We start from the raw sequence: 3,393 nt of genomic DNA on the forward strand, positions 1-3,393 counted from the left end.
CTCTTTGATTGGAAACTATAAAATATTATCTTGCGGTATGACCAGAAAAATCAACTACTTAAACTTATTGCTTGGACTCGCAATCTTATATGGATGCCAGCAATCTCCCTCAACCCTATCAGTAAAATCTCCCTCAGACAGGAATGAAGTTCTACTCTCATTAGACAATGAAGGTGGCGTCTATTATCAGGTTCTTCACCATGGTGAGGTCGTAATCGATACCTCCTATTTAAGTTTTGAATTTAAAGACCAGCCTGCCCTGGCCAAAGGACTTGGGATAGTAAGTTCAGAAAGCGCTTCTCAAAATGAAACCTGGGAAATGCCCTGGGGCGAGCAGCGTGAAGTGGTAAACAATTATAACCAGCTGACAATTCATCTGGAAGAAAAAGAATCACCAAAAAGAAAGTTTGATGTTATTTTCAAGGTCTATGACGATGGACTTGGTTTCCGCTACCATTTCCCTGAGCAAGAGGAGCTTTCGGAGGTAATCATAACGGATGAAAATACGCAGTTTAAGCTTACCAATAACCCAATGGTTTGGTGGATACCGGGAGATTGGGATATTTATGAGCAACTGTACAGTACCACGCCATTCAATAAGATTGATGCTATCAGTAAACGGAACCACCCCAATCTGGCGGCTACCTATATTCCGGAAAATGCCGTGAACACACCTGTTACTATGAAAACAGAAGATGGCTTGTACCTGAGTTTTCACGAAGCCAATCTTACAGATTATGCCGGGATGACCTTAAAAGTAGACACGCTGAACCTTTCGATGCAAAGTGAGCTGGTAGGATCAGACATTACCGGATATAAAGTAAAAAGGGAAACCCCTTTTAGTACCCCCTGGCGTACTATACAAATTGCCGACAGAGCCGGTGATCTCATTGAATCCAAATTGATTGTAAATCTGAATGAGCCTAATAAATTGGGTGATGTTTCCTGGATAAAACCAATGAAGTATGTTGGTATATGGTGGGAGATGCACCTTGGGAGGAGTACATGGGACTATGCAGGCACTCAGGATATGAATAGCTGGGAAAATCTTGCAAATGCGAAACCTACAGGAAATCATGGAGCTACTACCGAAAATGCAAAAATGTATATAGATTTTGCTGCCGCTAACGGGCTTAAAGGACTGTTGGTAGAAGGTTGGAATACAGGATGGGAGCATTGGATAGGCTTTGAAGACAGAGAAGGGGTATTTGATTTTGTTACACAATATCCGGACTATGATCTAAAAGAAGTAGTGCGGTACGGGAAAGAAAAGGGAGTAGATCTGATCATGCACAATGAAACTTCCGCCGCACCAAGGACGTATGATCAGCAAATGGATGCAGCTTATGAATTAATGGAATCATTGGGCATCCATGCCGTAAAGACAGGTTATGTAGGTAAACTGATTCCAAAAGGGGAATACCACCACGGGCAATGGATGGTGAACCATTACAGAAGGGCCTTGGTAAAAGGGGCAGAACACAAAGTGGCTATCAATGCACATGAGCCTATTAAGGCTACGGGTATAAGAAGAACCTACCCGAATGCCATTGCGCGCGAAGGTTTACGCGGACAGGAATTTAATGCATGGGCTACAGATGGCGGGAATCCGCCGGAACATCTGCCGATTGTGGCCTTTACACGCATGCTTTCCGGACCTATTGACTTTACCCCCGGTATTTTTAAGATAAAACTGGCGCCGGATAAACCTGAAAATCAAATTAATACCACCCTGGCACAACAACTCGCTTTATATGTGGTGATCTACGGCCCTGTACAGATGGCTGCGGATCTCCCTGAAAATTATGAAGGACAAGCTGCCTTTCAGTTCATAAAAGATGTAGGTGTGGACTGGGAACAAAGTAAAGTACTGGACGGGGAAGTAGGCGACTTTGTAACCATAGCCAGGCAGGAACGGGGAACTGAAAAATGGTTTATCGGATCCATTACCGATGAAAATGCACGTGAGGTAAATATTAATCTGGACTTTTTACCACCATCTAAAAAGTACAAAGCCATTTTATACACCGATGGTGAAAATGCACACTGGAACGATAATCCGCTGGACATTTCCATTGAAGAGCAAGAGGTAGATAATACTTCTAAACTAACACTCCAACTGGCTGCTGGTGGTGGCGCTGCTATAAGTTTGGTGCCTGCTGAATAATCGGGTAATCACCTTAATTGATCGCCAAATTTGTTGAATATTAAAACTTCTGCGCAAGTAGTGCGGTATGCCCCGTCTCGTATGCAGATGCACGCAAATCCAAAGTCAATATGTATTATCCCAAACCGCTAGTTCATAAGTGCCATAGCCCCATAGTAAGCGGCTCCCAGGAGTGGTGTTTTATCATTTAAAACTACCTGTACCGGCATTAGTTGAAGCAAGGGATTCATACGGCCAGCATCAACAAAGTTCTCCGTAAATAGTTCCCGGTTTATCAACCTAAGTATTTTTGGAACAATCCCGCCTCCTATATAAACACCCCCTGTAGCCTTGGTCTTTAAGGCAAACTGGGCAGATTCTATAGCCAGATAGCCCACAAATAAGTCCAGGGTTTCTATACAAATCGGGTCCCTCTTTTCATGCGCAACAGTGGTAATCACCGCTGCCGCGTCTCCTTTTTTGATTTTTTCGGTAAGCCATTTGGGTTCAGGCATGCCCCTGAAACCCCTTAAAAATTGATAGATACTATATATTCCAGGGCCGGATACGATTCGTTCCCAACTCACATGCCCATACTTTTGATGCAGGGACTTCCATAGTTCCCAATCCAACTCGTTACGAGGGCTAAAATCGCAATGCCCGCCTTCGGTAGCATAGGGATGATACTGTGCTCCATCCCAATACATTCCAGCCTCTCCCAGGCCCGTACCCGGTGCAATGATGACCGCATTCCCGGGGATATTTGATCCTTCTTTTAAAACTTCAAAGTCCGTCTTCCCAAGTGCCGCCATTCCATAGGCATTGGCCTCCATATCATTGATGAGCGTTACTGAATGAACCCTGAGACCTCTGCTAATTTCTTCGCTATCTATTTCCCACGGAAAATTTGTGCCTTTAACTTTACCCCTGGTAACCGGGCCGGCAACGCCCAGGCAGATTGCATCTATGACAGGCATCTTATCCCTATGAAAAGAAAGCACCATCTCTGTAAAAGCGCTGAAATCCCTGGTGCGATATGATTTCTCCTTCACTAGGGTAAGTTGTCCTTTATGAATTTCAAAAAGTGCCAGATTTGTTTTTGTTGCCCCAATATCTCCCGCCATAATAGCGCCATCGACATTAGCGGCATTTTTATTTACCGGAAAGGCCAATGGTATTTGAGAATCATGCATAAGTGGTAATGAATAGCTCTCCTTTTTTTTCATAATAGTGATCTGTTAAGCATT

At 43.8% G+C, this 3,393-nt stretch carries 2 protein-coding genes; one reads left to right on the top strand and one right to left on the bottom strand.

The window, feature by feature from the left end; translation table 11 throughout:
• Nucleotides 1-37 precede the first annotated feature (37 nt).
• Nucleotides 38-2,167: a glycoside hydrolase family 97 protein gene (locus WBN20_RS08765; protein ID WP_424281412.1), complete on the top strand. Its 2,130-nt coding sequence runs from the start codon at nucleotides 38-40 to the stop codon at nucleotides 2,165-2,167.
• Between the two features lie 128 nt (nucleotides 2,168-2,295).
• Here the strand turns inward: WBN20_RS08765 and glk are convergent, their stop codons facing one another.
• A complete protein-coding gene (gene glk, locus WBN20_RS08770; protein WP_424281411.1) occupies nucleotides 2,296-3,372 on the bottom strand; it encodes a glucokinase in 1,077 nt (358 codons plus the stop codon).
• Nucleotides 3,373-3,393 lie beyond the last annotated feature (21 nt).

The organism is Eudoraea sp. (genome assembly GCF_049665975.1).
Classification (GTDB): Bacteria; Bacteroidota; Bacteroidia; order Flavobacteriales; family Flavobacteriaceae; genus Eudoraea.

Coding starts and splice junctions, on each gene's coding strand:
- WBN20_RS08765 (WP_424281412.1), top strand. CDS start 38: ATGACCAGAAAAATCAACTACTTAAACTTATTGCTTGGACTCGCAATC.
- glk (WP_424281411.1), bottom strand. CDS start 3,372: ATGAAAAAAAAGGAGAGCTATTCATTACCACTTATGCATGATTCTCAA.